Annotated in this window: 26 protein-coding genes and 1 pseudogene; 10 read left to right on the top strand and 17 right to left on the bottom strand. The window is 53.6% G+C overall.

Annotated elements, in window-relative coordinates:
* The first annotated feature begins 10 nt into the window (after nucleotides 1-10).
* The 10 genes from OEV59_01720 to OEV59_01675 all read left to right on the top strand — a co-directional run bounded on the left by OEV59_01720 (nucleotide 11) and on the right by OEV59_01675 (nucleotide 7554).
* A complete protein-coding gene (locus OEV59_01720) occupies nucleotides 11-478 on the top strand; it encodes a hypothetical protein (protein ID MDH4226461.1) in 468 nt (155 codons plus the stop codon).
* Nucleotides 479-491: 13 nt separating this feature from the next.
* Nucleotides 492-659 (top strand): hypothetical protein, encoded by a 168-nt coding sequence (locus OEV59_01715; GenBank protein MDH4226460.1) that lies wholly within the window; start codon nucleotides 492-494, stop codon nucleotides 657-659.
* A gap of 39 nt (nucleotides 660-698) precedes the next feature.
* A complete protein-coding gene (locus OEV59_01710) occupies nucleotides 699-1145 on the top strand; it encodes a hypothetical protein (GenBank protein MDH4226459.1) in 447 nt (148 codons plus the stop codon).
* A 14-nt stretch (nucleotides 1146-1159) separates the two neighbouring features.
* The gene (locus tag OEV59_01705) at nucleotides 1160-1858 is read left to right on the top strand and encodes a hypothetical protein (GenBank protein MDH4226458.1); all 699 of its coding nucleotides are present in this window, start codon (nucleotides 1160-1162) and stop codon (nucleotides 1856-1858) included.
* A gap of 12 nt (nucleotides 1859-1870) precedes the next feature.
* Nucleotides 1871-2662, top strand: a complete 792-nt coding sequence (locus OEV59_01700) for a hypothetical protein (protein ID MDH4226457.1) — start codon at nucleotides 1871-1873, stop codon at nucleotides 2660-2662.
* Nucleotides 2663-2709: 47 nt separating this feature from the next.
* A complete protein-coding gene (locus OEV59_01695; protein MDH4226456.1) occupies nucleotides 2710-3498 on the top strand; it encodes a hypothetical protein in 789 nt (262 codons plus the stop codon).
* 58 nt (nucleotides 3499-3556) lie between these two features.
* A complete protein-coding gene (gene glgA / locus OEV59_01690; GenBank protein MDH4226455.1) occupies nucleotides 3557-5008 on the top strand; it encodes a glycogen synthase GlgA in 1452 nt (483 codons plus the stop codon).
* Between the two features lie 168 nt (nucleotides 5009-5176).
* Nucleotides 5177-5413 (top strand): ANTAR domain-containing protein, encoded by a 237-nt coding sequence (locus OEV59_01685; protein ID MDH4226454.1) that lies wholly within the window; start codon nucleotides 5177-5179, stop codon nucleotides 5411-5413.
* A gap of 5 nt (nucleotides 5414-5418) precedes the next feature.
* Nucleotides 5419-6135: a gamma-glutamyl-gamma-aminobutyrate hydrolase family protein gene (locus OEV59_01680; protein ID MDH4226453.1), complete on the top strand. Its 717-nt coding sequence runs from the start codon at nucleotides 5419-5421 to the stop codon at nucleotides 6133-6135.
* 138 nt (nucleotides 6136-6273) lie between these two features.
* Nucleotides 6274-7554 carry an ammonium transporter gene (locus OEV59_01675; protein ID MDH4226452.1) on the top strand — a complete coding sequence of 427 codons (1281 nt, stop codon included), beginning with the start codon at nucleotides 6274-6276 and terminating at the stop codon, nucleotides 7552-7554.
* Nucleotides 7555-7572: 18 nt separating this feature from the next.
* On the opposite strand, the gene OEV59_01670 is transcribed toward OEV59_01675, so the two are convergent.
* From OEV59_01670 to lptF, 17 genes and pseudogenes are all read right to left on the bottom strand, one after another.
* Nucleotides 7573-7809, bottom strand: a complete 237-nt coding sequence (locus OEV59_01670; GenBank protein ID MDH4226451.1) for a sulfurtransferase TusA family protein — start codon at nucleotides 7807-7809, stop codon at nucleotides 7573-7575.
* Nucleotides 7810-7816: 7 nt separating this feature from the next.
* Entirely contained in the window at nucleotides 7817-8311 is a 495-nt protein-coding gene (locus tag OEV59_01665) for a DsrE/DsrF/DrsH-like family protein (GenBank protein MDH4226450.1), read from the bottom strand.
* Between the two features lie 64 nt (nucleotides 8312-8375).
* Nucleotides 8376-9044: a thiamine phosphate synthase gene (thiE, locus tag OEV59_01660; protein MDH4226449.1), complete on the bottom strand. Its 669-nt coding sequence runs from the start codon at nucleotides 9042-9044 to the stop codon at nucleotides 8376-8378.
* A 1-nt stretch (nucleotide 9045) separates the two neighbouring features.
* Nucleotides 9046-10851, bottom strand: a complete 1806-nt coding sequence (locus OEV59_01655) for a pentapeptide repeat-containing protein (GenBank protein MDH4226448.1) — start codon at nucleotides 10849-10851, stop codon at nucleotides 9046-9048.
* 44 nt (nucleotides 10852-10895) lie between these two features.
* Entirely contained in the window at nucleotides 10896-11819 is a 924-nt protein-coding gene (locus tag OEV59_01650; protein ID MDH4226447.1) for a site-specific DNA-methyltransferase, read from the bottom strand.
* Nucleotides 11820-11886: 67 nt separating this feature from the next.
* Nucleotides 11887-13305, bottom strand: a complete 1419-nt coding sequence (locus OEV59_01645; GenBank protein MDH4226446.1) for a sigma-54 dependent transcriptional regulator — start codon at nucleotides 13303-13305, stop codon at nucleotides 11887-11889.
* Nucleotides 13302-14384 (bottom strand): ATP-binding protein, encoded by a 1083-nt coding sequence (locus OEV59_01640; GenBank protein MDH4226445.1) that lies wholly within the window; start codon nucleotides 14382-14384, stop codon nucleotides 13302-13304. Before OEV59_01640 ends, OEV59_01645 begins: the two co-directional genes overlap by 4 nt.
* A gap of 109 nt (nucleotides 14385-14493) precedes the next feature.
* On the bottom strand, nucleotides 14494-15531 hold the full coding sequence (gene mtnA, locus OEV59_01635; GenBank protein ID MDH4226444.1) for an S-methyl-5-thioribose-1-phosphate isomerase: 1038 nt from the start codon (nucleotides 15529-15531) through the stop codon (nucleotides 14494-14496).
* An 83-nt stretch (nucleotides 15532-15614) separates the two neighbouring features.
* Nucleotides 15615-17207: a transglycosylase SLT domain-containing protein gene (locus tag OEV59_01630; protein MDH4226443.1), complete on the bottom strand. Its 1593-nt coding sequence runs from the start codon at nucleotides 17205-17207 to the stop codon at nucleotides 15615-15617.
* Nucleotides 17208-17219: 12 nt separating this feature from the next.
* Nucleotides 17220-18731 (bottom strand): B12-binding domain-containing radical SAM protein, encoded by a 1512-nt coding sequence (locus OEV59_01625; GenBank protein ID MDH4226442.1) that lies wholly within the window; start codon nucleotides 18729-18731, stop codon nucleotides 17220-17222.
* A 131-nt stretch (nucleotides 18732-18862) separates the two neighbouring features.
* On the bottom strand, nucleotides 18863-21703 hold the full coding sequence (gene uvrA / locus OEV59_01620; GenBank protein ID MDH4226441.1) for an excinuclease ABC subunit UvrA: 2841 nt from the start codon (nucleotides 21701-21703) through the stop codon (nucleotides 18863-18865).
* 247 nt (nucleotides 21704-21950) lie between these two features.
* Entirely contained in the window at nucleotides 21951-22325 is a 375-nt protein-coding gene (locus OEV59_01615) for a hypothetical protein (GenBank protein ID MDH4226440.1), read from the bottom strand.
* A gap of 5 nt (nucleotides 22326-22330) precedes the next feature.
* Nucleotides 22331-23422 carry an ankyrin repeat domain-containing protein gene (locus OEV59_01610; protein MDH4226439.1) on the bottom strand — a complete coding sequence of 364 codons (1092 nt, stop codon included), beginning with the start codon at nucleotides 23420-23422 and terminating at the stop codon, nucleotides 22331-22333.
* Between the two features lie 31 nt (nucleotides 23423-23453).
* Nucleotides 23454-23762, bottom strand: a pseudogene (locus tag OEV59_01605) (redoxin domain-containing protein).
* Between the two features lie 18 nt (nucleotides 23763-23780).
* Nucleotides 23781-24011: a hypothetical protein gene (locus OEV59_01600; GenBank protein MDH4226438.1), complete on the bottom strand. Its 231-nt coding sequence runs from the start codon at nucleotides 24009-24011 to the stop codon at nucleotides 23781-23783.
* Between the two features lie 31 nt (nucleotides 24012-24042).
* Nucleotides 24043-25113, bottom strand: a complete 1071-nt coding sequence (gene lptG, locus OEV59_01595; protein ID MDH4226437.1) for an LPS export ABC transporter permease LptG — start codon at nucleotides 25111-25113, stop codon at nucleotides 24043-24045.
* A complete protein-coding gene (lptF, locus tag OEV59_01590; GenBank protein ID MDH4226436.1) occupies nucleotides 25113-26285 on the bottom strand; it encodes an LPS export ABC transporter permease LptF in 1173 nt (390 codons plus the stop codon). The genes lptG and lptF overlap by 1 nt, the downstream gene beginning before the upstream one ends.
* Nucleotides 26286-26376 lie beyond the last annotated feature (91 nt).

The raw sequence follows: 26376 nt of genomic DNA, 5'->3' as shown, positions 1-26376 counted from the left end.
GGAGGCAAAGATGAATATAAAAACAGGTACGATAAATATATCGCTTGCAGTTCTTTTGCTGCTCTTTGTTTTTGCCGCTCCCGCATTTTCAGGGGACTCATGGGAGGCGCGTATAACGGTTGCGGCAGGGGACGCGGAAAATAAGCTCAGCTTTGGCCAGAGAGCGGACGCCACCTCCGGTGTTGACGGCCAGTACGACGTTCCGGCGCTTCTTGCCGGCGGCGTTAAGGCGTGGTTTGGCAATGTAGAGGGCCCGCTCTGGAGGGACATACAGGCTGGCGGCGCGTCGTGGACGCTAAGTGTCGAGGCCGCCAATAATGGCGCCAAGGTGACGCTAAGCTGGGATACGGCAAAGGTGCCCTCGGGCGTAAAGCTAAAGGATCTTAGAAGCGACACTGTTGTTGACATGCACACGACAGGCGAGTTCGTTTATACAAACGACGGTAAAAGGCGCGACATCGCCATAACCGCCAATTAAGGAGACCTTGACCATGACAAAATACAGCTTCGGACGTATTGCCCTGGCGCTGCTCCTTTCGGCATCTCTGTTTGTCTTCGCCGGTTGCGGCGGCGGAGGCGGCAGCAGCGGCGGCGGCGGAACCACTACAGGCGGCGGAGGCGGCACGCTTACTCCTCCTGTTCCTCCTCCTACTCCGTAATATCGAACCGTATAGATGCTCAGGTACGGGGTTTTAAGCATGTTCTTCCGGCGGTTTTGCGGCATAGTGGCTCTGGCCATTATCGCGCCGCTTGCCGCCGGAGTTGTTTTTGCAGGCAGCGCAGCCGGTTTTATCCTTACCGACGACCCGCTTGGCAAGGCCGACTCCGCGCCGTTTGGCTGCAGGGATAAAATTTATTTATACGCCGAATTCATCTCCCTGTCGCCGGGCCCTCACAAGGCCGAGGCGCTTTGGTATAACCCCAGGGGAAAGTTCCAGGACCGCTCTGTCCACGAGTTTGCGACCAAACAGGGCGAAGGCTACGCAGTGCGGCTCTGGATAGAGATGAACCCGTCGTTTGGGGGCAGGGCGCTTGGCGGCATCGATCCTTCCATAGGCATGAAGGACTTTATCGGCAATTGGACGGTCGAGCTCTTACTCGACGGTAAGCGTGTTGGAGAGAGAAGTTTTGCCGTTATCTGTTAGGAGCGTGGCGCGTTGTGCCTGAGAAGTCTTCACGTTTTAGCCATACAGTCATTCCCGTAATCATTTTGATAATCCTGTTGGCTGTCTTGCCGTTTGCCTCAGGCGTCATCCCGGTTCTCCGTTTTACAAAGGAAAGAATAGAGGTCTACGTCAAGGGCGGCTCTGTCGAGGTTATAGCATATTACTGCTACGAGAACCCGCACCCGGTGCCTGTTATCCAGGGCATGAGGGTGCCGTTCCCTGTTGATTCCGCTCACCCGGGGCCGTGGAAGATTTCGATTGAAAGGGTGGAGGCCTCGGGCGAGGCTGCAAGGCCGCTTTGCGACGGTGTCGTTGGCGCGGGCGAGGCCGGGCCCATCGAAGAGACGCCAGGCGCATTTACCTTTGGCGCCGTAGACTGGAGGTTTTCCTCTTCAGGGGATGCGCTGTTTAGCCTTTGGCTTGCCTCAAAGGAGAAGGCCGTTATAAAGGTCGTCTACGCGCAGGAAGCTTTAGAAAATAACGCGAGCTACATACTCGTCACGACAAAGCCATGGGGCGCTCCATTGGAGCATGGCGTTTACAGGCTTTACCAGCGAGGCATTAGCGTGGTATCATCAAATTATTCGCTTAGACAATACGGCAGGGATGTTCTGGGCTTTGAGAAAGCGGAGTTCATGCCCGAAGAGGACTGGCGCTTTGAGTGGAGTAGCGGCGCTCTGGCGCATAAATAAGGAAGAGATACCATGAAACAACGAATCTTTTTTCTGGTGCTGGCGATTATTTTCTTGAGCCCTTCCAGTGCCTTTGCAAATATCACTCCGGCCCCTGAGTCGCTTCTGGCCGAGATGCTTATAATCCTTGCCGTCGTAGTTTTTACATTCATCGGCGGCGGTTACGAGGTGCTCGGGGTAAAGAACAAATCAGAACGGCACATTGGCTGGTTTGGTATGATAGTCTTAGGCGTTGTTTGCATAGTGGTTTCAATGCCGCTTGCATCCGTTGCTGTTCTTGTCATGATTCCTCTCGGGGCCTTTGGTGTTTTCAGGGGAATTAAACTGATATTATGGGGCAATGCTTCGCGCCGCGGCCGCCAAAGGCCAGAATACCTTGCTTCGGCAGATTCAAGGCTCTTTATTGTCTCGGGAGCGCTGCTCATTGTCTCGGTTGTAGTGTTTTGCGGGGTGTTCGTGTACGGCACGTATAAATCCATATACCATCTTAAAGCGAGCAGCTATGTATTCGAGGCAAATCAAGGGGCCATGGACTCGTATAAGGCGTTGTCGGCGTATGCTGCGAAGAACCCGAAGAAGTCGGGGATCGTTACGTGCTATGAATTGGCTAAGCACGGTTTGAGGTTGCTAATGCCCGAGTTGCTAAGCTGTTCCTCGGATGTAATGCTCTCGAAGGGCAGGCCCGTATCCGGCGCGGTAAGGATAATTGTAAATACTAGATTCGATAGGGCGGCAAGCATGATAGGTAAGCCGGGTGCGGCAATTACTTTCGACGGCAAGCTCGACATGGCGCGGGCCCGGTAAAGGGTAGATGCGGTAGTGTTTAAATAAAAAATACGGAGGATACGATTGTGAAACGAATAGCGTTTGCTGTGTTCATGTCTGCGATGTTTTTTCCTTCCAATGCCTTTGCCAACGGCACGCCGCACCCGGTATCGATGCTCGCGGAGCTGTGTCTTTTTCTCGCGCTTATTCTTTTTACGCTTATTGGCGGCGGCTATGCGATACTGAAAGCAAAGGACAAGCCCAAATGGTATAACGGATGGGCTCTCTGGATAATCGTAGGCATAGTGACCTTCCTTTTCTCGGCTATCAGCGCAATAGGTGCGCTTGTCGCTCTTATCGTCGGCATACTCGGCATTGTAAGGGGCGTAAATATGATAAGGTGGGGTGTTGCCGCAAAGCCGGGTAAAGAGAGGCCCGATTATCTTGTTGCTGCAAACTCAACGCGCCTTATCTCAAGCGGCACGCTGCTAATTATTTTTGTTTTGGCGCTTTGGGTGTTGTACCTGTATGGCATGGTAGCTTCGATGGATCCTTACAGGGCCAGAGGCTATGCGGCAACGGTAAACGCAGACGCAAAGAATGCGTATGTGGCCATGCTTTCCTACGGCGAGGCAAATCCCAAGAAGTCCGGCCCTGTTTCCTGCGAGGACATGGAAAAGGCCGGGTTTCAGAAGTCCACTATTACGTCATGTTCCTCTGATATTGTTATATCAAAGGGCAACCCCGTCTCCGGCGCCATACGCATAAGGCTCAATATGGAGCCTAACCGCGTTACGCGAAGTATCGAAAAGCCCGAGGCCACCATGACCTTTGATGGCAATCTCGACAAGGCAAGCGTGCATAAGGCTCAATAATGCTGTTTTTAACCGTTTGCCGTTGCAAGCAGGCGCGGCTTTTGTTAACATATAGCCTATGTCCGTACGTGTCATCATAGTCTCGTCCGAGGTAATACCGTTTTCAAAGACAGGCGGTCTTGCCGATGTCGCAGGCGCGCTTCCCGTGGCGCTAAAGAAGCTTGGCGCAGAGGTCTCGGTATTTACTCCTTTCTATAGAGAAGTCGCGGATAAAAAACTTAAGTTAAAGAACACCGGTAAGGTCGTTTCCGTGCCCATAGGCCGCCGCGTTGTCACCGGAGAGATACTCGAAGGCGAGACGCAGGGCGTGCCAGTGTACTTCATAAAGAAGGACGAGTTCTTCGATAGAAGCTTTCTCTACACCGCCCCCGAGGGCGATTACTTCGACAATCTTGAACGTTTCACATTCTTCTCGCGCGCCGTGCTCGAGGCCGCCCATGTGCTTGGCCTTAAGCCCGATGTCATACATTGTAACGACTGGCAAAGCGGCCTGATACCGGCCTATATAAAAAGCGTTTATTCTCACTCCTACGGCAACACGGCAACGATGTTCACCATCCATAACCTCGCGTATCAGGGTACGTTCCCGGCGGCTCTTTACGACACAATCGGGCTCCCGGGCGAGATGTTCTCGATGGAGGGCTTCGAGTTCTACGGACAGCTTAACCTTCTAAAAGGCGGCATAGCGTACTCGGACGTGGTCACAACAGTTAGCGAGGGGTATGCCAGAGAGGTGCAGACAAAGGAATACGGCTGCGGTTTGGAGGGCATGCTCAAAAAGCGCGCCGCTTCGCTCCACGGCATACTGAACGGCGTTGATTACGACGTGTGGGACCCGTCGGTAGATTCTTTAATCGTTAAAAAGTATTCCGCCGGAAGTCTAAACGGTAAGGTCGCCAACAAGAGCGCCCTTACTGCCGAGTACGGGATTACCACAGGCCCGAAGACGCCTGTCATCGGGTTGATATCCCGCTTTGCCGACCAGAAGGGTTTCGACATACTTAGCGACGCAATGGAGAGCATCATGGCCATGGATGTATGCATGGTCATACTCGGCTCAGGGGATGTGCGTTATCAGCGGCTATTTGAGGCGTTGGCAGTTAAGTTCAAGGGCAAGCTCGGAGTTAGGGCGGCCTTTGATAACAGGCTTTCGCACCTTATCGAGGCGGGAAGCGATATGTTCCTCATGCCGTCGCGCTACGAGCCCTGCGGCTTAAATCAGATATACAGCCTTCGCTACGGCACGGTGCCTGTAGTAAGGGCAACCGGCGGCCTTGACGACACCATACGCGACTACGCAGGAGGCAGCGGCAATGGTTTTAAGTTCAAGGACTATTCCTGGAACGCGCTTCTTGATAAGCTTACCGAGGCTGTTACGCTCTATAAGAAAGACCAGGTTGCGTGGCAGTCGCTCATGAAGAAGGGCATGGCCGAGGATTTTTCATGGGACCGTTCGGCAAGGCGTTATATGGAGCTCTACGGCAGCGCCCTGGCCGAGAAAAAGACGTAGTTGTATGGCTTTTTAGATGTGTTATCCCGTCAAAAACGGCTGCCTAAAATTTAGGCAGTGTGTGCTGTGAAATTAAGTTACTTTCCGTATTCCCCTGTAAAATCCCAGCTAAAACCAATAGAATCAGCTTAAAACCCTTTGGCACGAAAGTTGCAATTTATACTAGGCATGAAGCCCGGTGCTGATACAGAGGAATTGGAAACACTTAGAAAAGAGGTTGCTGAGCTTAAGGGCTCTCTTGAGGCGCGTAAGATAATCGAGCGCGCAAAGGGCATTCTCATGGAAAAGGACGCTCTTACAGAGAACGAGGCATATAAAAGGCTTCGCACCATCAGCATGGATAAACGGATATCCATGAAAGAAATGGCCGAGCTGATACTGCTTGCGCACGGCCGGGCAGGGTAGTTCCGATGCCATCCGTTATTAAGAGAGCGCTTATAATAAAGCAGGTTCCTCACGAAGGCCCGGGCCTGATACTCGATTGCCTGAGGGCTCTTCGTATCGGGTACATGGAGCTTAATGCCTTCAGGGGAGAAGAGATACCTAAAGTGCTCGCCCCCGATACAGCGCTCATAGTAATGGGCGGGCCAATGGGCGCGTATGACGAAGATAAGTATAGGTTCCTGACCCCAGAGTTAAGGCTAATCGAGTATGCCTTTAAGCACAACATCCCGACGCTTGGCATATGCCTTGGCGCTCAGCTCATGGCAAAGGCAGCTGGCGCAAGGGTCTATAAAGGCAAAAAAAAGGAAATAGGCTGGTACGATATGGAGCTTATAAAGGACGGCGAGAGGGATTTTATGTTCGCCGGCCTGCCTTCAAAGACAAAGGTCTTTCAGTGGCACGGCGATACCTTTGATTGCCCAGAGGGCGCGGTTAATCTTGCGAAGAGTAAATTGTTCGAGAATCAGATGTTAAAGATAGGGAAAAACTCATATGCCCTTCAGTTCCACCTTGAGGTAACAGAAGCCATGATCCATGAGTGGCTTATTGAGAGCGGCAATGTAAAAGAGCTTAAAGGGCTGGATTACATAGACCCGAAGAAGATAAAGCGCGAAACCCATGAGTATTCTCTTGCGCTTGCCCGCACGGGGAGGGCGGTATTTTCGAGATTCCTTAGAGGTTAGGTAAAATTTGTCGCCAGGGCCCCGATGGAGCGGCCCTTAAGGCGCATGGCGTGTGATACGGCTGAAAGCAGCGGCGCTTTCTCCTTACGGAGAAAGCGCCGTTTTTTTATCAAATAAAACACCGGAGGATTGACTGTTATGAAAAAAGCTCTCATTAGCGGCTTCGCGGCAATGCTTCTTATGCAGGCAGGCTCGGCTTATGCCGATGGCGGCGTCTCGTTTGACAAGGCCGATACGCTCTGGGTGCTTATATCAACGGCACTTGTGATGCTGATGGTGCCCGGGCTCGCGCTCTTTTACGCGGGAATGGCGCGGAGAAAGAACGCGCTCTCCATGATGATGCAGAGCTTTTTTATGCTCGGCCTTATCGGGGTTTCGTGGGTGGTCTGGGGCTATACGCTCTCCTTTGGCCCTGATGTGATGGGCGTTATCGGAAGCGTTAAGCACGCGCTCTTTAGTTTTGGAGGCGCTGACCTTGGCGGCAGGACAATACCAAACGAGGTCTTCGCTATTTTCCAGGGCATGTTCGCGGTTGTTACGGTTGCGCTCATTACCGGAGGCGTTGCCGAGAGGATGAGGTTTTCTGCAATCGCGCTCTTTAGCCTTCTCTGGCTGACATTCGTATATGTCCCGCTTTGCCACTGGGTCTGGGGTGGCGGCTGGCTTTCTTCCCTTGGCGTAATGGATTTTGCCGGAGGGCTTGTCGTGCACGTAAGCTCAGGGTTCTCGGCGCTTACCGCCTGTATAGTGGTTGGCAAACGGCATAACTACGGCAGAGAGCTCATGGCTCCGCATAACCTTCCGCTAACACTCCTTGGCATGGGGCTTCTCTGGTTTGGCTGGTTCGGCTTCAACGCCGGAAGCGCACTTGGCGTAAACGACGTTGCTGTGATGAGTTTTGTTACGACCAACGTCTCGGCTGCCGCAGGAGTGCTTTCGTGGACAGTGATAGAAAAGCTTCATAGAGGCAAGCCCACGCTCCTTGGCGCCGTGTCCGGGGCGGTAGCGGGGCTTGGCTCCATAACCGGATGCGCTGGGTTTGTCGGCGTTGGCGCTGCCATGATAGTCGGGCTCGCCGGGGGCGCGCTCTGCTACTACGCGGTAAGCGTATTAAAGGTGAAGTTCAAGTACGACGATACGCTCGACGTCTTTGGCATACACGGCATAGCCGGGATGTGGGGAATCGCCTCTCTCGGGCTTTTTGGCTCCATAGGCGTAGAAGGGCTCTTTAGCTCGGGCTCTGCTCACTTTTTATTCGTCCAGCTTATGGGCGTAATCGTGACGGCGTTATTCTCGGTAGCCGCGACATTGGCGCTTTTGAAGATAACCGGAAAGATAACTAAACTTCGCGTAAGCAGGGAAGACGAGGTCGAGGGGCTCGATCTCTCGGAGCACGGCGAGAGCGGGTATAATCCGTAAATAACGGGAGGCTGTTTTTCAGGCCTTTTTTAAGTATATCTTTATCGTCGGCGCTTCCTCGACAAGCGAGAGAAGCTCGTTGCCGGTAGATTCCGCCCACACCGGAAGGTCTCTTTTGGATATCGGGTCATCGGTGATAATTTCAAGCACCTCGCCGCTCTTCATCGTCTCGAGCGTGAGAGCTGTTTTTACCGACGGCATAGGGCAGCTAAGCCCTCTGGCATCCAGCGTTTTATTTACGTTAAAGTCTGTCATTGTTCTCCTATATGAAAAGGTTGATTTCCGATTCCTTTGCTTTTGCGATGTAAGAAACAGCGCCGATAATGTCGTCGCACTCGTCTATGAAGTCTTCTTTCGTAAGCCCCATGACCGTCATGCTCATTTCGCAGGGGTAAAACTTTACGCCAAGGGCCCTGGCCGTCGAGATGAACTCTTTCAGGCTCGGCACCTTTTTCTGCCCCATCATGACCTTTAGCATAGCAGGGCCCATGCCTGCCATGTTCATCTTCGAGAGGGCGAGCTTTTTTGCGTGCCCGTAGTTCATGATGTTTAGCATCTTCTGCATCCAGTTCTGCCCTTTTATGAGGCCGCCTTCCTTCTTTATGACGTTCAGGCCCCAGAAGGTGAAGAATATGTTTACGCTCATGCCCATCGAAGCCGCTGCCGTCGATATGACAAATGCGGCTATTGCCTTGTCGAGATCTCCGCTGAAAAGAACGATTGTTACCGAGCCTTTGTTTTTCGCCTGTTCGTTCATACGTCTCCTTTTAACCGGTTAATCAGTTCATTTTATAACGCTTTGCCGCAGGTTTCAACGGTATTTATTCGTGTCTGTGTTTTTGCGCAGCGTTTATTATTGTTGCGAGGAATGCCGCTTTTTCCGCCGCGTCCGGGGCAGTGAGTATAGCCGATATCACGGCGCAGGCGTCTGCTCCTGCAGCCACTACGTCGCGGATGTTCTTTTCTGTTATGCCGCCTATTGCGGCAATCGGCGCTTTCGTAAGGACACGCGCCTTTCTAAGCCCCTCGATGCCGACGGCAGGGCGCGCGTCCTTTTTCGATACGGTCGGGAATATCGGGCCAAAGGAAATATAGTTTATTACGCCCTCGGTAAAGAGCTTGTCAGCGTCTCGCACCTCGGCCTCGTTGTGTGTGGAGAACCCGATGATTGTTTCTTCGCCAAGAAGCTTTCTTGCCTCTCTTGGCGGCAGGTCGTCCTGGCCTATGTGTATGCCGCCTGCCCCGGAGGCAAGCGCGATGTCTATTCTGTCGTTCACCATGAAGAGGGTCTTCTGGCGCGCTGCTACCTCGCGTATCTTCTTTGCCGCGATGAGGGCCTCGCGCGCAGGCACGTCCTTTGCCCGAAGCTGCACCGTGCGTGCGCCGGAGGTAATAAGCTTGGCGGCCAGGGCCGCGGCGTTTTCCGGCCTCACGTAGGCAAGGTCTATGACAGCGTAAAGGCCGCGTATCTTTTTCCCTGTCCCGGGCATATTATCTCTTGAACCTCCTTCTAAGGGTGAGAGCGAATATGGTCGTCTGGAGATAGAATATTATCCGCCCGACGAATGTTATGACGAAAAACCACCAGTTCTCCGAGTTCATGGAGGAGAAGGCCGAGTCCTCTGTTGCTTTCCAGAACGGCGAGGCGAAGTTCGCGTAGAGCTTTATGAATGCAGATACGAAGCCGTCGGTAGAGGCGTCGACGAACGAGGGGCTGTAATAGTCGAGCGAGGCCATTGCGAAAAACGTCAGGCAGCTTGCGAGAAAGAGCGTATAGAAGAGGGCGCGCCCGGGCCTCTCGCCGTACCCGGAAGAGATGCGGTACAGGTTCGTTAGCGACAGCGCCCTCCAGATGGCGTTAAATCCCATGCGCATGGTCTCCATCTCGCCGTAGTGGAAGTTCCCGGCCTGAGCGTAGCTTCGCTTGGTCTCCAGGTTGTTCTTTAGCTGCGTGTACTGGTCGGCGAGGTCGTCGAGTGCGCTCTTGAACTTTACCGTGCCGCGTCTTAGTTCTTTTCTTTTTATACGGTCTTTTAGTATTCTTTCGGAATAGAGCACATCCCTGGATCCATCGGATAGCCAGTTTACGGCATTTAGTTGTACGTTCGAGAGCGTGACGCCGTCGAATACGGACTTATGGAGGTTCACGCGGCGAAAGGTGAGGTTCTTGGATGAGTCCGTCGAGAGCGCGCACCAGGACACGAGCGCGTCCTCGTCGAAGACGTGCAGCAGCTCAGGCGTTCTTATAGAAAGCCCTTTTGTCCACGCAGGCGCGGCTATCTCGTAGGGGCCTATGTTAGACGATGCGCGACTGCGCTCGAGCTCGGCCTCTCTGGCCTCTATGAGAGCGTCCAGAGGGATAGTCTTCGGGTTCGCCTTTGTGATGTCCGAGAGCCATTTTATCTCGCCACCTTCGAAGGAGGTCTCTCTGAAGGCCGAGTTCTCGAATGTGACGTCGAAATCCTCGGAGTCCTCCTTCTTGCCAGATCCCTTGAAGTAGCATCTGCTAAAGAGCGTTTCGCCTGAGGATGGGAAGCGTACGAGCGAAAAGTCCACGCCGTGCCTTGCAGCGAAAATGCATTCGGAGAAGACAAGCATCCTTGTCTCTGCGAAGTCGGCCTCGTAGAAGAGCACCCGTCCGTCGTTAGTAAATACGTTTTCCGAGAACTCCGCGCCGTCGCGGCATGTGAACGCGGCGTATGAAAAAGTTGCGCTCGAGTCGTTTATGAAGTTATTTCTGTAGAAGTGAACCTTGCCGGAATTGGCGAATTTCGTCCGGGTAAAAGAGACTATCCGCTTACACGCAAACGAAATGCCTGAGAAGAGCACGTCCCTGCCGTTTTGGAATGCCGCGTCCGAGAACTCGACACCCTTTAGGTTCTTGAACACCGCTCCGGTGAAGTTCACGCTGCCGCTGTTTTTAAAGACGGCCGAGAGGAAAAGGGCGTTTCCCTGCCCGCTAAACGATGCTTGCGAGAAATCCACGTTTCCGGTGTTGTCGAAGCTTACCCCCGAGAAGTTCGTCTCAGAGAGGAATATGGAGGAAAGGAAGGAAACGTCTTCCTTTTCAGTGTTGTTTTTGGGTATGAACCGTGCCCCTGAGAAATCAGCGCCGTCTCTAAATATCGCGCCCGAGAAGTCGGCTGCACCGTGAAAGACCGCGCCCTTAAAATCGGCAAGCGCTTCAAAGACCGCGCCCCTGGCGTTTATGCCGCCCCCGAAGACGTGGCCGCAAAAGTTGGCGGTCTTCTGTACTCCGCTTATAGAGGCCTGTTTTGAGTGCAGTGTGGTAGCCATTTTCGCATCCCTTCTGCTTTAATTATATATCGGGCCGCGGCTGTTTACAATCCGCTATTTCGCGCCTTAAGGCGTCTGGATGCGGTTTTCGCCGCAACGGGCGAGGAGTCGGCGATTATCCATTTTCTTTTAAGCGCCGTTGCCGCCGAAGCGGTCGTGCCCGAGCCTGCGAAAAAATCCATCACCAGGTCTCCTTCGTCGGTCGAGCATTCGATTATGCGCCTTAGAAGCGTCTCCGGCTTTTGAGTGGGGTATCCCGTGCGTTCTTTTAGTGGCATGTGCATGGCGTCCGGGATGTCGCTCCACACGTCGCCAACCGGTATTTTTTCGACAAACAGGTTGCCGCGCTTTTCAAGGAAGTACTTTATGCGCACCTTGCCGTTTTTCGTGGTATGCACGCGCCCCTGTTTTTCAAGGGTTGCTATGCTTTTATCGGTGTAATCGCCGCGAGGCGCCGTCTTGAATACGCGGCCTTTTTCGTCCGCCCGGTACCCGAGGGCGGCGGCCTCTTTTAGCGTCATTTTTCGTTCAATGTAGAGTTTTTTGAGTTTTGCTCTTTTTGTTTTGCCGTAGGCGTATATGGAGTCGTGGTTCCTCGCGAACTGCCCTGATACCGCCTTTGCCCCGCGCCCGCCGTAATGCCAGACGATTTCGTTAAGAAAGTTTTCTGCCCCGAATATTTCGTCAAGAAGCGTCCTTATAAGGTGGCTTGCCCGCCAGTCGCAGTGCACGAATATTTTTCCGGTGTCGGCAAGGAGGGTGTGCATGAGTGTCAGGCGCGGCCTTAGCATCTCGAGATAGCCCTCACGCGAGAATTTATCTGTGTACGCGAACTGTTTTTTTCCTTTGCCGCTGCGCTTGGAATAGTCGACGCCCGAGAGAAAGGGCGGGTCTATATAGATAAGCATGGCGCTTTTGGCAAGCCCGGCTGCGCTAAGCGAGGCCATGACCTCCAGGTTGTCGCCCATGATGAAGCAGTTAGAAAGCCGGGCAGTGGGTTTGGTTGCGGTAGAGCGCTTTGCCATAATGAGGGGCCTATCCCTGTTTCATGTCCTTCTTTGTTATTTTCAGGTCGTGTATTTTTTTTCTAAGCGTATTTCTGTTTATGCCGAGCATTTCTGCGGCCTTTACCTGGTTAAAGCGGGTCTTTTTTAAGACGAGCTTTATAAGAGGGCGCTCGAGAAACGGCATCACAGCGTCGTAGAGGTCTCCGGCTGACGAGCTTTTCGTTACAAAAGGCTCGAGCCTTGCCTCTATGAGTTCTTCGATAGAGTCTTTTTTAGCCTTCTTGCCTGGAAGCGCGAGGTCGGTTGGCGTAAGCACCTCTGCGCCAGATAAGAACGCGGCCCGCCGAAGCGTATTTTCGAGTTCCCGGATGTTTCCTGGCCACTGGTACTCCTCCATTGCCGCCTTTGCCGCGGCCGACAGAGACTTTCTCGCTGCCCCTGTCTCCTTCGCTATCGCAGCCAGAAAGTGCTCTGTTAGAAGCTCTATGTCGCCGCGCCTTTCCCTTAGCGGAGGTAGCGTTAGCCCGACGACATTTAGCCTGTAGAAGAGGTCCTCGCGAAAACGCTTTTTCTCTACCATTGCCTCGAGGTCCTGGTTTGTCGCGCTTATGATGCGTATGTCCACTTTTATCGGCGCTTTTCCGCCAACGCGGTAGAACTCCTTATCCTGAAGGGCCCTTAAAAGCTTTGCCTGAAGCCCCATTTCCATGTCGCCGATTTCGTCAAGAAGGAGCGTGCCTGTGTTTGCGAGCTCGAACTTGCCTTTTTTCGCCTCGGTTGCGCCCGTGAACGCGCCTTTTTCGTGGCCAAAGAGCTCGCTCTCCAGTAGTTCTTTTGGCACGGCAGCGGAGTTAAGGGCGATAAATGGATTATCGCGTCTCTGGCTGTTAGAGTGTATGAGCCTTGCAACGAGTTCCTTGCCAGTGCCGCTCTCGCCCCTTAGGAGCACGGTCACGTCCTTTGAAGCTATCCTGCCTATTGCCTTGAAGGTGTCGAGGGCCTTTTTGCTTTTTCCTATGAACCGTAGCGCGCCTGCCTCGGTGGCCTCGTAAAGGCGTTCTCTTAGTTCGGCCACTTCGCCTCTAAGGCGCATGTCCTCGACTGCCTTGTCGAGTATCACCTCGAACTCGTCTATGTCGATTGGTTTGGTGACGTAGTCAAAGGCCCCGCACTTCATGGCCTCTATCGTGTTCTTCATCGTCGAGTCCGCTGTCATGATGATAACCGGCATGGAGGGCCGCGTTTTTTTGATTTCGTTTAGCACGTCCAGGCCGTCCATCTCCGGCATGTTTATGTCGAGCACCGCTATATCGGCCTCTACCGCGCGTTTTATGGCCGATGCGCCGTCCGGTACGCACACTGGCCTTAGCCCTTTTTCCTTTAGAAATATCTCGAGCAGCCGGAGTATCCCTTTGTCGTCGTCGGCCACGAGTATTGTTTTGCTCATTTCACGGTCTCCAGGGGTAGATATATTTTAACGCTTGTGCCGCCTATAGGCGAGGGCTCGATCCTAAAAAACCCGCCGTGTTCCTTTATTATCCTGTACGAGAGGCCAAGGCCCATGCCGCTGCCGCCTTTCTTGGTCGTATAGAAGGGCATGAGCACCTTTTCCAGGTCTTCCTTTGGGATGCCTTTGCCGTTATCCGTTACCGCGATCTCTACGAATTTTTCTTCCTTTGACCCGGACTCTATGACATGGAACTCGGTTACCATGCGGCTTGAAATGGTAACCTCGCCGTTTCTTCTGGCCACTGCCTCGCACGCGTTCTTTATGACGTTTACGAATACCTGTGTTAGGCGGCCCTCGTTGCCGAGTACAGGCGGCAGGCTCGGGTCGTAGTTTCTTATAAATAGCGGGGCGTCGGCGCCGGATTCGAAGCTCTTTATCGCGTTGTCTATGGCCTTGTGCACGTTAACGGCTTTCTTGCCGCCGCGCGGCTTGCCAGATAACCCAAGCATGTCGTCCAGGATGGCCGAGAGGCGGTCCGAGGATTCAGTGATTATGGAGGCAAGCTCAAGGTGCTTTTTCTCTTTTAGGCGTTTTGTGAGCATCTGCGCTGCGCCGCGTATGCCTCCAAGCGGGTTCTTTATCTCGTGGGCAACGTGCATGGCAAAGGCCTCTATCTTTTCGAGGTCTTCTTTTCTCCTGCTTTCGGCCTCTATCGGCGTTACGCCGCCTGACTCCCTGATAAAGCAGACAACGCCCGAGAGAGCGCCGCTTTGGTCGGTGACTGGCGCTGTCGAGACCTTTACCGCGAGAGGCTTTGAGATGCGTCTGGTGACGAGCCCCTCGTGCGAGTAAAACCGCATTCCCTCATCAAGGCTTCGCTTTACGAGTTTCACTATCCACTCGTTTAAGGAGAGGGCCTCGTCCGCGTTTTTCCATATGACGCGGCCCCGCGATACTTCGAGTATTCTCTCGGCCGATTGCGTAAACACCTCGACCCTCATCTTCCTGTCGACGAATATGACTGCGTCTGGAAGGCTCTCGAGAATGTTTTCGTGATGTGTGGGTTGGTTCTGCATGCCTGCCTAATATTTAGGCATCTTAACAGGTGGCGCTGATAAAGGCAATAGCTATGATTTTAAGCCCTTTTCCTGCCCTTTCAAAGGGCAGGAAAAGGGGCAGGGGCCGTTATTTCCCGAATAGCTTCTTTATCGATGCGTTGTAGGGCGCTGTTGCAACGCCTTTTTCGGTTATTATGCCGCGTATGAGGGACGACGGAGTTACGTCAAAGGCAGGGTTCTTAACCTTTACGCCCTTTGGAGCAGTGCGAACGCCTCTTACTTCCGTTACCTCGGTCGATTCTCTTTCCTCTATCGGTATGAGCGAGCCGTGCTTAAGGGAGGTGTCAATGGTCGAGAGCGGGGCAGCGACGTAGAACGGTATCTTGTGCGCCTTTGCGAGCACCGCAACAGAGTAAGTTCCTATCTTATTGGCAGTATCTCCGTTTGCCGCTATTCTGTCCGCGCCGACGACCACGGCGTCGATGAGGCCCTTTTGCATCATCGCTCCGGCCATGTTGTCGGTGATGAGAGTAACGTCTATGCCGTCCTCCATGAGTTCCCATGCGGTAAGGCGCGAGCCCTGCATAACCGGGCGCGTTTCGTCTGCAAAGACGCGTATCTTTTTTCCGGCGTCCACTGCGCCCCTTATTACGCCAAGTGCCGTGCCGTAGCCTGCTGTTGCAAGGGCTCCTGCGTTACAGTGCGTTAGCACGGTTGAGTTATTTTTTATGAGCCTTGCGCCGTTTCTGCCCATGGCCTTGTTTATCTCTATGTCGTCTTTGAGTATCTTTTTTGCCTCTGCCTCGAGCCTGGCTTTTATCTTTGCCATGCCCTGGCCTTTGGACTCGGCAAACACGCCCTGCATGCGCTTTACTGCCCAGAAGAGGTTCACGGCAGTTGGGCGCGTTGAGGCGATGAGGGAGCATATCTTTTTAAAGTCGGATGCAAAGCTAGCGTCGGTCTTTGCCGTGCTCCGTTTTGCGCCAAGCGCTATGCCAAGGGCCGCTGAAACGCCTATTGCAGGCGCGCCGCGTACCACGAGCCTCTTTATCGCGCTCGCAACGTCTCTATAGTCGGTGTACTTCCTGTATACGACAGTTGTCGGCAAAAGCGTTTGATCGAGCATCACGACGGCGTTATTCTTCCACTCAACTGTTTTGAACATTTTGTTTTGTACCTCTTTTGTCGGATTATTTGGCTCTGCGGTGTTTTTTTGCGGTTAGTTCAAGATAGCGCGGCGCGAAACGGTTATTTGCGGCCTGTCTTTGCGATAGTGGTCTTTTTCGGCGTGACCTTTAATGCCGGGTCTGTCTGCGCCTCGGCTCGGCCAACGGCCCTTACGGGCACGGCTATCATCGTGCCGTTTTTAAGCGAGCGCACGTTCTTTATGTTGTTCAAATACAGTATCGGCTGCACGCTCGTGCCGTATTTACGGGCAATCGTCGAGAGCGTTTCGCCACGTTTTACCTTGTGCATGTGGAACCTCAGGCGCTCGGGCTCCGGAACCTTCTGTATATTCTCGAGGAAGGCCGCCTTTGTTCCGACAGGGAGCTTTATCTTGTAGTTCTTATAGTCTGGCGGCGTGAACCAGCGGTTAAGCTCCGGGTTCAGGCGCTTTAGTTCAGTTGCGGTTGTGCCTGCCGCTTTTGCTATGACGTTTATGTCGGTAGAGTGCCGTATCTCGACAGTATCGTAGACGTAGTCGCTTTCGGTGTTGGTCGGCATGAAACCGTAGCACTCTGGCTCCTTGGCTATTATTATGGCCGCAAGGTACTTTGGCACGTACTCCCTTGTTTCCCTTTTGAGGGCGCGTTTATTGGAGGCTATGTCCCAGTAGTTGTCGGCCTTGAATCTTCTGAGTGCTCGTTCTATCCTGCCTTCTCCCGCGTTATACCCGGCTGCCGCGAGGTACCACGAATCGAAGCGGTCGTAGAGGTCGTTTAGATAGTCTGCGGCCGCCTTGGTGGCCTTTTCCGGGTCTTTTCTTTCGTCTATCCACCAGTCGACCCTTAGCCCGTATTTTCTCGCTGTTCCGGGCATGAACTGCCATATGCCTACGGCGCCGGCCCGTGACTTTGCGTGCGGGTTATAGCCGCTCTCTATGAGGGCCAGGTAGGCGATGTCTTCGGGGAGCCCCTCTTTTTCGAGTATATCGAGCACCATGGGCATGTATGCCTTGCTTCTGTCTAGCCACTTTGAAAAGATGTCCTTGCCGCGCGTCTGGAAGTATCTTTTGAAGGCGTCCACTTTGGCGTTTGAAAGCACGGGGACGAAGTTCGTTGCCGCTTCCTGGGCCTCGCTGTCGCTTTGCGGCGCCGCTGCCGTAGCGGTGTTTTTATCGCTCTCTGCAGGCGTGACCACGGCGGGTATTTCCTCGAGAGGTTCAGCGTACTCGCCGGCGACCTCTGCGTCGACGGAGGCTTCATCGCCGATATCGGTTATTTCGGCCGCATCAGGCGTGTCGGTTTCGGCGTCAACGGCAGGCTTTAGCGAGCCGTCCTGGCCGTGGCAGCCTTCGCAGTTCAATTTTATGCCGAGAGCTTCTGAATTTTTCTCGACCTCCCGCGGATAATCCATGGAGGCGAGGGCGCGCGAGAAGTTTTGCGGGGTTCTGGCCCTGCACGCGTCGCACGGCTTTGCGGTTGCAATTGCTTCAAGCAGAGCGCATGCGCGTTCGATATTGGAGGCGTTATTGCCCCAAAGAAGCGCCGGGGAAATGCCTGTTTCTCCGGTATTTGCCGATGCGGGGCCGGCGCCGAGGCCAAAGGCCGCGAACGCGGCAAAAGCTGCGATGGCGGTTTTTAGCGCTGCCGTATGTCCGGATGCGGCAAGTGGTCTCATATGCGCGGCGTTTTAAAAAGATTCCTTCGTTTTTGGTTGTGTTGAGCCGAGGCGGGCAAGTTCTATCCGGTGGAATTTTTCCTTGATGTCGTCGGCGCTCTTCTTTGCGGCTATCTCTATGGCGCGCCCGGCCTTGGTAATCGAGTGCGTGTAGTCGATGAAGTACTGGTTCTTGCTAATCCACTTCCTTATGAGGTTTCTTCCGTAGGCCTTGATGGCCACGTTGTGGATGTCCATACGCACCAGACGCTTGGTTATCTGCCAGAGCGTGTAGAAGTCCTTGTATGCCTGCATCGTCTCGCTCTGGAGCTCGAAGTAGCTCATCTTCTTTGGCGAGTATACGACGTGGTGGGCGTCGTAGATGCTCCAGTCCTTGGAGAATATGCGGCCGTCCTTGTCGAGTTCGTGGTGGAGTCTCGTTCCCGGAAGCGGAGTGAGTATCATGAACTGGATGCTTTCGAGATCGTTTTTCTTCGCGAACCTCACGGTCTCGTGTATGGTGCTTACGTCGTCCATGTCCGAGCCGAAGACGAACATGCCGTGTATGCGTATGCCGTTCTTGTGTAGTATCTTTATGCAGTGCTCTATGTCGCCGACCGATTGTTTCTTGTTATAGGCCTTGAGCGTTTCCGGGTTAACCGATTCAAACCCTATATAGACGGTATGGCAGCCGGCCCTCTTCATGAGGTCTATAAGCTCGGCATCCTTTGCCGTCTCGACCCTGACCTGAGCGGTCCACTTTGGCGTGAGCCCTCTTTTTATCATTTCGGTCAGGAGTTCCTTGGTGCGCTGCCTGTTGGCGGTAAAGTTGTCGTCGTAGAAGAACACCCACTCCGTGCCGCGCTTTAGCTGGTACTCGAGCTCTTCCATTACCTTTTCCATGCTGCGGAAGCGGTACTTTTGGCCGAACATCTGCGTAACCGAGCAGAAGCTGCAGTCGTAGGGGCAGCCCCTGGATGTCATTATGGGGGTAAGAGAGAGCTTTTTGTTGGCTTCCTGTTCAAGCCCGTGAACGATGGAGAAGTCGGGTATTGGCAGCGTATTTACGTCCTTGCACGAGGCCACTGTGCGGTTATGCACTATGGCGCCGTCCTTTTTAAACGACAGCCCGGGGATGTTCTCGAAGCCTTTGCCGGCTTCGAGCGTTTTTACGAAATCCACGATTATGTCGTCGGCCTCGCCGCGTATCACGTAGTCGCAGTGCTCGAGCGCTTCTTCGGTCATGTAGGTGACGTGGGGGCCGCCCATGAAGACCGGAACCCCTGACTTCTGAAGAACCTTTGCTATCTCATACGACCTCGGCGTTGTCGAGGTTATGGATGATATCCCTACCAGGTCGGCGCTCAAAGCGTCTTCCAGATCGAGGTCCTCGACCGTCTCGACATAACTTTTTACATCGTAGCCGGCGTTCTTCAGGATTGTTCCGAGAAGTATCGTGCCAAGACGCGGCAGCGCTGTTCTCGAAAATATGTGGAAATCGGGTGAACGCGACTCTATAAATATGATTTTCTTTATTTTTTTCATGTGCATCCTTTGTTGGATTGGGACTACTTGGACAGCCTATATGATACTCTTATACGCACGTTATGTCAAGGAGAGAAAGACCCCTGTGTGTCATTTTTACCACAGTCAGGGCAAAAAGCGCTTCACCATGCTCAATCGGTTTCAGCAAGCGCCTTGGCCAGGAACCTGGCTGTGCGGCTTTTTTTGCTCTTTGCGACATCTTCGGGCGTGCCTATTGCCGTTATCTCACCGCCGTTTGCCCCGCCTCCGGGGCCAAGGTCTATGATAAGGTCCGCTGTCTTGGCAAGCTCCATGTTGTGCTCGATGATGAGGACCGTGCTTCCGGTGTCAACGAGCTTGCCAAGCACTGTGATGAGCGTGCGTACGTCTTCTGGGTGGAGCCCTGTTGTCGGTTCATCCATTATGTAGAGGCATCCGCCCTCGTAGCCGGGGCTAAGCTCGCGCGCGATCTTTAGGCGCTGCGCCTCGCCCCCGGAAAGTGTCGTCGCAGGCTGCCCGAGCCTTAAGTACCCGAGCCCAACGTCGCGAACAATGGCAAGTTTGTCGGTTATCTTCGGAGTGGATTTGAAAAACCGTGTCGCCTCGTCAAAGGTCATGCCAAGCACGTCGTTTATGTTCTTTCCCGCAAGCTTTATCTCAAGCACCTGAGGTTTGAATCTTTTTCCTGCGCATGCGCTGCAGCTCGAGTACACGTCCGGGAGAAAGTACATCTCGAGCTTTTCAAACCCTTCTCCGCCGCATGTCTCGCACCTGCCGCCCGGGACGTTGAAGCTGAAGTGCCCGGCTGTCAAGTCCATGGCTGCCGAGGATTTTAGCGATGCAAAGAGCGTTCTTATCTCGTCGAAGGCGCCGATGTATGTTACCGGGTTGCTTCTTGGCGTCTTGCCAATTGGCTCCTGGTCTATGAGCTTTACGGCCGTTACAAGGCCCGCTCCGGTAAGAGTGTCGAACTCGAGCGGCCGCTCGGCCTTTTCGCCAAGTTTCTTTGCCAAAGCGTTATAGAGCGTGTCGACTATAAGCGTGCTTTTCCCAGAGCCCGACACCCCTGTTACGCAGGTCATGGTCTGGAGCGGGATTGAGAGGTCTATGCCCTTTAAGTTATTACCCCTCGCGCCCTTTAGCTCTACTGTGCCGCCCTTGCCCTTACGCCGCCACGAAGGTGTTGAGATGCGCTTTGCCCCTGTTGCGTAAAGGGAGGTGAGGGTGCCAGGGTTTTTCAGGAACTCTTCTCTTGAGCCCGAGTACACGAGCCTTCCGCCGAACTCGCCTGAGCCCGGGCCGAGCTCGACAATATGGTCGGAGGCCCTGACAAAGCTCATGTCGTGCTCGACTATGACAACGGTGTTGCCTATGCCTGATAGTTTCTTTATCGTTTCTATAAGCATGTCCACGTCAGAGGGATGGAGCCCTATGGAGGGCTCGTCCAGGATATAGAGGACGCCCGTCAGGGACGAGGCAAGCTGCGTACTGAGCTGAACGCGCTGCGCCTCGCCGTTCGATAATGTACGGCTCATTCGGTCGAGCGTTATGTACTTTAGCCCGGTCGAGGAAAGAAAGCCGAGCTTTAGCATCACCTGGCGAAGCGGCTCTGCCGCTATCTTTTTTTCGGCAGAGCCGAGCTTTAGCGAGCCGAAAAACCCGATTGCCTCTTCTATGGTAAGGCTGCTTGCCTCGGCGATGTTCTTGCCGTTTATCGTAACGGCCAGGGCCTCTTTCTTAAGGCGCGCTCCGCTACACTCGGTGCACACGTTCATGCCCTTGAACCTGGAGATAAAGACGCGTATGTGGAGCTTGTACTTCTTTGTCTCAAGGTGCTTGAAAAAGTCGTTTATGCCCTCGAAGTCATCGGTGCCGTCGAATAAAAGCGCCTTTTCTCTCTTCGAGAGCCTCGAGTAGCGTTTATTCACGTCTATGTCGTAGGCCTCTGCGTTTGCCATGAGTTCGTCGTGCCACCACCTGTACGCGGGCTTTGTCCACGGCTCGATGGCGCCGTCAGAGAGGGTGCGCTCCTTATTTGGCACTATCTTATCTTCGTCGTAGTTAAGCGTGTTGCCAAACCCCTTGCACACGGGGCAGGCGCCAAGCGGGTGGTTAAATGAAAAGAGTATCGGCGAGGGCTTGTCTCCGGGCGCATGGCAGGCAACGCACCTTAGTTCGCGCGAAAACTCGAGCTCGTACGTCTTATCCGCGCCGTATGCCTCTGCCCATGCCCTGTTCGAGCCTTCCTTGAAGGCCGTTTCAAAGGCCTCTGTTATGCGCGAAAGGTTTTCCGGCTTTACTTCGACTCTGTCGGCTATTACCTTGATATTGCCGGCAAGATTTTTCGGCGCTGCTTCTTCGCTTATATCAATTGTTTCGCTGCCCTGACGTATCTTTACGAACCCTTTTTTAACGAGCGGGGTTATCGCGTCCTTGGCGCCTTTCTTTATTTCAAAGTAAAACCCTATCGCAGCCTTTTTGCCGGTATGCGCCTTTATAAGGCCTTCTGCCGCGCTCTCGGGCGAGTTGGATGCAACGTCATTGCCGCATTCAACGCAGTTGAGTTTGCCTATGCGGGCGTACAGGAGCCTGAGGTAGTCGTTTATCTCCGTCGAGGTCCCGACAGTTGAGCGGCTCGTTCTTACCGGGTTTTTCTGCTCGATTGCCACGGACGGCCGTATGTTGGTGATCTTATCCAAGTCCGGGCGGTCCATCCTTTCGAGGAATAGCCGTGTGTATGTGGAGAGCGATTCCATGAACCTCCACCTGCCTTCGGCAAAGAGAGTATCGAAGACGAGCGAGGATTTTCCCGAGCCGCTTAGTCCGGTGACTACCGTGATTTTGTCGTGCGGAATGGAGAGGGAGATGTTCTTAAGGTTGTTTTGACGAAGCCCTTCGATGACGAGGGTGTCGATGTTGGCCCCGGCCGCGTCTTCAGGGGTCTTGAAGAACATCTCTTCCGGTATATGCGCTGTCTTAGTGTGCTTACCCATAGTATTGGGCCCGGGATACAGGCGCAACTTATAAGTATAAGGCATTTTGCCAGGAAAAGCCAGAGGGTAATGAGATGGCCAGCCGATTTTTGCGCCATACTTCGTTGAGGCGGTTTTTCCTTGCTCGACGTATTACCAAAATACGCCTCTGCGAAAAAACCGCCTCTGCCTCGTCTGACGCAAAACTTGGCTGGCCGAAAGGGTGTGTGGTTTTGTGCCCCAATTTGCTGGCTTGTTATGTGGTTGTTTAGAAGACGTCGATGCCGAGGGCTTTAAAAATCTGCCACATTATATACAGTAGAAGGCAGTATACGGGGAGTATCACTGCAGCTTTTGCGAGTAATACCGGAATTCTTGCGGCGCTGAATTTGATAGGTTCTGTTTTTGTGTTTTCCTTTTCTTCTTTTTTCAGGAACAGGCCAGCGGCTGCTTCGCCGCCTATCCAGAAGGCGATCAATAACAGGTAGCCCGGTATCAGCAGCCAGATATTGCTTGTTTTGATGGCTGCTTTGGTTACGGGCAGTCCCATGAAAAGGTCTATCATGAGACCAAAAAGCAGGATTACTATTGTCATGGCGGCAATCCCAAATAGCTTTTCGAGTTTACCGGGTAACCCGTTCATTGGTTTTACTTTGCTCCGTGTTTTTTAAGAAGGTCCTGCATCTTTTGCCGCAATTGCTCGTCCCCGATTTTCTTTGTTCGTACCAGGGGCGTTTCAAGGGTATTTGTCGTTGCGTTGACGTTTGCGCCGTTTTTGATGAGTATCTCGGCGATGTCGGTAAAACCCTTTCCTGCGGCGAGATGCAGCGGCGTTTCGTGGCGCATTGTCGATGCGTTAATGGCCGCGCCGTTCTTTATGAGGAATTCTGCCATGTCCTTAAGGCCGTATTCTGTGGCCATGTGCAGAGGCGTTCCGTTGTGCCATGTCGTAATGTTCACGTTCGCGCCGTTTTTGAGCAGAACTTCTGCAATGTCCATATGGCCGTTTGCAACGGCAATATGCAGCGGCGTTGAGTTGTAGATAGAGCCCGTCCCGTTTACGTTCGCGCCTTTTGCAATAAGAAGTTCCACTGTTTCTTTATTCCCGGAGGTTGTTGCAAGATCAAGCGTGGTTGTTCTGTAAGATGTCCTCGCCTTTATGTCGGCGCCGTTTGTCAGCAGAAATGCGACCGCATCTTTGTGACCGCCCCATGCGGCATAGTGAAGCGGCGTTCTTTCTTCGTCGTCCCTGGCGTTTACGTGCATGCCCCTGGCAAGCAGGAACTTGATAGTCTCTATGTTGCCGCCGCCGGCAGCGAAGTGGAGCAAGGTGCGCTTGTTCGATGTCGTCTTATCCGGGTCTGCGCCGCTGGAGATTAGCAGTTTTACCGATTCCGTGCTCGCGTGCTTGGCCGCCAGGTGCAGCGGCGTAACACGGTCCACGGTTCCATGGTCGTTTGGGTCCGCGCCGGCATAAAGGAGGAGTTTTATGATCTCGTGTTGGCCGTTTAATGCCGCAAAGTGCAGCGGCGTCTGGCCGTTGACGTGGCTTGAGTGCGAGTCTTTGTAATAGCGGCTGTGTATATTCACGCCCGCTATGAGAAGCTTTTTTACCTTTGCCGCGTCCCCGGTTGCGACAGCTTCGTGTATCTCGTCCGAAAATGAGCTTTGTGCCGTAAGAAAGAGCGCTGCCGTAATTATCGCGGCAAAGACAATTGGTTTTACGGGGTATTTTTGCACGGTATGCCTGGCGGCTTGCGCTCGCCGCTCTTTAAGGGGTTTTGGGTGCTGCGTGTGTTCCCGGCAGTATCAGGCTGATGTCCTTTTCCAGGTCCTTACTCGAGAATGTCGTGCCGTGCCAGGCGCGTATGACCCCGGATGAGTCCACGTGCACGATTCCCGCGCCAAATGTTATGACAAAGGCCTTGGCAACAGAGCCGTCCGAGTCGAACCCGACGGGCCACGGCATGCCGAGCTCGGTCGCAAACTTCTTTATGTTCGCCTCCGAGTCCTGTATGCCGACCCCGATTACCTCGACCTTGCCTTTATTTGCCTCGTAAGCCCTCTTCACGAGAGGGACCTCGTCCTTGCACCTTAGTCACCAGCTTGCGAAGTAGTAGAGGATGTAGGGCTTGCCGCTGAGCTTCTTCGAGTCTATCTCGGGCCCGGCTGCCTCGTTGTTCATTACGAGCTTTAGCTTGAACTCGGGCGCTGGCTTGCCGATTAAGTCGATTCTTTCGCCGCAGCCTGTTACGAGCGCGGCAAAGAAGATGAGGGCGGCTGCCAATGTTTTGATTCTACCAAACATGATAGTTTTGCATTTTAGCATTTTTTTTGGGGATTTCAAAGCGCCAATCGCGCTACTGCTTTACGTAGCTGAACATGAGAGCGCCGATAGAGAGGAAAAGAACCGGCGTAAACCACGCTGCCACCACAGGCGGCACCGCGCCCTCCATGCCAAGGGATTTGCATAACCCAAACACTACCCAGAAGGCAAAGCCGATTGCGAGGCTTAGCGCAACACCCGCGGCCATGCCCGCGCCTCTTCCGGTCTTAAGTGCGAGAGGGATGCCGATAATGAGCATCACGAGGTTTACGAACGGGAAGCTGAGCTTCGATTGCAGCTCCACCTTGTGCGCGGTCGTGTCGTACCCGCCGCGCTTAAGGCTACGTATGTAGCGCTTTAGTTCCTTATACCCCATTGCCTCTATGCCTTTTTCGGCCTTTGCAAACTCTGATGGGTTTTTCACGCCGCTAAGGAGCGCTGCATCGGCCTTTAGCGCGCTTGGCGCGCCGTTTTTTACCTTCCATGCCGTGGTCTTGCCCGAGGCCTTCCACGTAGACCCTGTCCACGTTGCCTTTTCGAATGTGGCGACCGCCTCGAGCGAGAACGGCTTTTTTATCGAGTACGCGGTTATGCCCTCGAGTGATTGTTTTTCCACGTCTATCTTTTTTACGTTGTATATGACCTCGCCGGACTTAAACCACACGCCTCTGCTGCCGAAGGCGAGTTCCTTGCCTTCTTTTTCCTCCATCATTACAGTGGCCGCGCCTTCTGTAAACGGTATGACGCGCTCGTTTAGTATTATCACGGCAACGCTTATGACGGCTGCCGCGATAAATAGCGGCACGAGCACTCTCGTAAGCCTTATGCCGCCGGCCTTCATGGCGCTTATCTCGCCGTGCTTATTAAGGAGCGCGGTAGAGATGAATGCCGAGAGAAGAAGGGCAATCGGCATGGTGAGCGTAAGAAATGACGGGACCTTAAAGGCAAGGTATTTAAGCGTCAGCGCGGCCGTGAAGCCGTGCTTTAATAGCTCGTCGCTCTTCTCAACAAGGTCGATTACGAGAAACAGCGCGGTCATGCCGCCGACGGTGAGGACAAGGATTTTCAGGAATTCCTTAAGTACGTATTTCTCGATTGTCTTCATCAGACGCTTCCCCGTTTTGCGAACCTGTCGGTAATCGAGCCGATTGCCGCGCCGATATGATGCACGAGCGCGATGCTTCTTTCCTTTTGCGCGCGCCTGAAAAGCCACGCGCCTGCTACGAGCATTATGCCGACCGGAGCCCATGCCGCAAGCTCCGGCGCTATCTTCGCGCTCTCGCCAAGGGACTCGAATGTGCGCGTAAGGATGTAGTATATGACGATTACGGCAATCGCTATGCCAAAGCCCGTGAACTTCGCGCTCCTGACCTTCTGGAGCCCAAGCGGCAGCCCGATAAGCGCGAAGGCGAAGATGGCCGCCGGCACGGCGAACCGCTTATGTATGTCGAGCGTTATCTTGTGTGTGGGCATGTTGCCGTCGATTGCAAGCTGCAGCTTGGCAAAGAGCTCGGGGAGGGTGAGGGCGTTGCTTCTAAGCTTGTTGCTCGTTGTACTTGAGAGCACGAGCCCGAGCCCGGTCCGGTAGCTATCGAAGGCCGCGAAGCGGTACGAGCCGTCGTCGTGTATCTTCTGCACTGCGCCGTTTGCCATGTACATGTTCACGGAGGCGCCGTCCTCGCTCCTTGCGATAACGCCTTTTTCCGCGATTATCACCACAGGCGGGCCTTCGTCAGGCTCGCTTGCGATGAGCACGCCTTCGAGCTCTCCGGTGGTTTTATCCACCTTGTCGACGTAGAAGGTCACACCCGCGAACTTATCGTAGAAGGTCTGCTCCTCGAACACGCTCGATGCGTGCTCGTCTGCGATGTCTAAGAGTATTCTCTCGGTCGTCCGAAACCCCCAGGGGAAGAGGTAGAGGGATGTAAGAAGCGACGCGGCAAAGGCGAACACAGCTACCAGCAGCACGGGCTTAAGGATGGAGGTAAGCCCGACGCCGGAGGACTTCATGGCCGTTATTTCGCTGTCAAAGCTAAGCCTCGTTGCGGCAACGAGCACGCCTACGAGAAATGACATCGGTATTGTGAAGACAAGGAACGTGGGTATTATGGCGACGAGCATTATAAAGAAGCGGTCAGGGGAGATGCCCTGGGTGAAAAATATCTCGATTAGCCGGATTAGGCGGCTTAGCATGGCGGTAGAGGTGAGCACGCCGAGGGATAATAGGAATGGCGTTACGATTTCGAGCGCGATGTATTTTGTCAGTATTCTTGGCATAGGAGGTACGTTTTTCCAACCTAAATAGTACTAAAAAGGGGTTGGAAAAACAATATCATATAGAAACCCGCGATTTGGCCGTGATGCGTCG

Source organism: Deltaproteobacteria bacterium (assembly GCA_029858205.1).
In the GTDB taxonomy this organism is placed as follows: Bacteria; Desulfobacterota; GWC2-55-46; order GWC2-55-46; family DRQE01; genus JAOUFM01.
Note: the sequence above shows the minus strand (reverse complement) of the source record. Positions and strands in the feature narration are given on the sequence as shown.